Origin of the sequence: Marinobacter sp. (genome assembly GCF_035268745.1) — a bacterium.
Lineage (GTDB): Bacteria > Pseudomonadota > Gammaproteobacteria > Pseudomonadales > Oleiphilaceae > Marinobacter.
In genome coordinates this window covers 1-1,130 of record NZ_DATFKH010000243.1, presented here as the reverse complement: position 1 = coordinate 1,130, position 1,130 = coordinate 1, and the positions used below count along the sequence as shown (strand labels likewise).

The following is a 1,130-nucleotide window of genomic DNA, read 5'->3' as shown; positions in this document are numbered from 1 at the left end:
GTCGTAGTCTTTTACCAGGCGCTTGACGAGGTCCGCGCTACCCGCTTTTTTCAGGTCCAGGCCCAGAGAGCGCTTGCCACGGTTCAGAAAGGTATGCGCGGTGCCTACGCCGTCTTCCAGCGGCGGCATAACACGGGTAAGGTCTACCCGACCGGGCGCCTCGACCCGCAGTACTTCAGCGCCCATGTCCGCCAGCATCATGGTGGCGTATGGCCCGGGTAACAGGGTGCTGAAATCCAGTATTTTCAGATGGCTTAAAGGCCCTGACATCATGCTCTCCTTTTCAGGTATTCGTTTGTTCCGGTGATTACCGGATGCTGCCCGCTTCCGTCCGGCGAGCCAACCGCCGAATCGGTCAATCACGCTGACTTTTTATTCCAGTCCGGCAACCACCCTTTGCCCGAGACAGTTGCATTGACGCCAATGGCTTTTATGATGAATGTCGTTTCATCACTGTAAAGGACACTATGTCGGAACTTACGGTCTCCATACATTTCGTTGAAGCCGCGCTGACCGGCCCCCGCGCCAGGGGCCTGGATATTGACAGCCTGCTGCTGAGTTCTGGCATAGCTCCGGACCTGCTCAAAATTGAAAGGGCCCGGGTCAGCAGCAGCCAGTACCGCCTGCTGCTGCAGAATGTCTGGAACCTTATGGCGGACGAGTTCATGGGCCTGGGTCCCCGCCGTTGTCGGCCCGGCACCTTTGCCACCATGTGTGCACTGCTGATTGACTGCCCGAATCTTGAGGCAGTGTATCGCCAGGCCTATGATTTCTGCCGCCTGTTCGAACCCATGGTCGGCATGCAGATTGAAAAGTGTGAAGATGAATTCCGGCTGGTATCGGTGATCGAGGGCGATTTCGACGCTTCCCTGCACTTTTTCCAGGAAAGCATTCTGGTGATCTGGCACCGCCTGGGCAGCTGGTTGATCGGCCGGCCGGCGGAACTTGACCTGGCACAGTTCAGCTACCCGGAACCGGCCCACGGCGATGAATACCGGCATATTTTCCATTGTCCGCTGGCGTTCGACGCCACAGAAACGGCCCTCACCTTCAGTAAACGCTTCCTGTCCGCGCCGGTGATCCGGGACAGATCCGAGATGCGCCGGTTTTTGCGAACCTCGCCGGCAGAC

General features: G+C 58.0%; 2 protein-coding genes. One reads left to right on the top strand and one right to left on the bottom strand.

Annotated features, from left to right (window positions below):
• The coding region (locus VJ956_RS15850) for a CoA transferase (protein WP_324086013.1) at positions 1-270 on the bottom strand (270 nt) is incomplete at its 3' end.
• A 197-nt stretch (positions 271-467) separates the two neighbouring features.
• Here VJ956_RS15850 and VJ956_RS15845 point away from each other — a divergent pair.
• Positions 468-1,130 (top strand): AraC family transcriptional regulator (locus tag VJ956_RS15845; protein ID WP_324086012.1); only part of this gene is annotated, 663 nt, incomplete at its 3' end.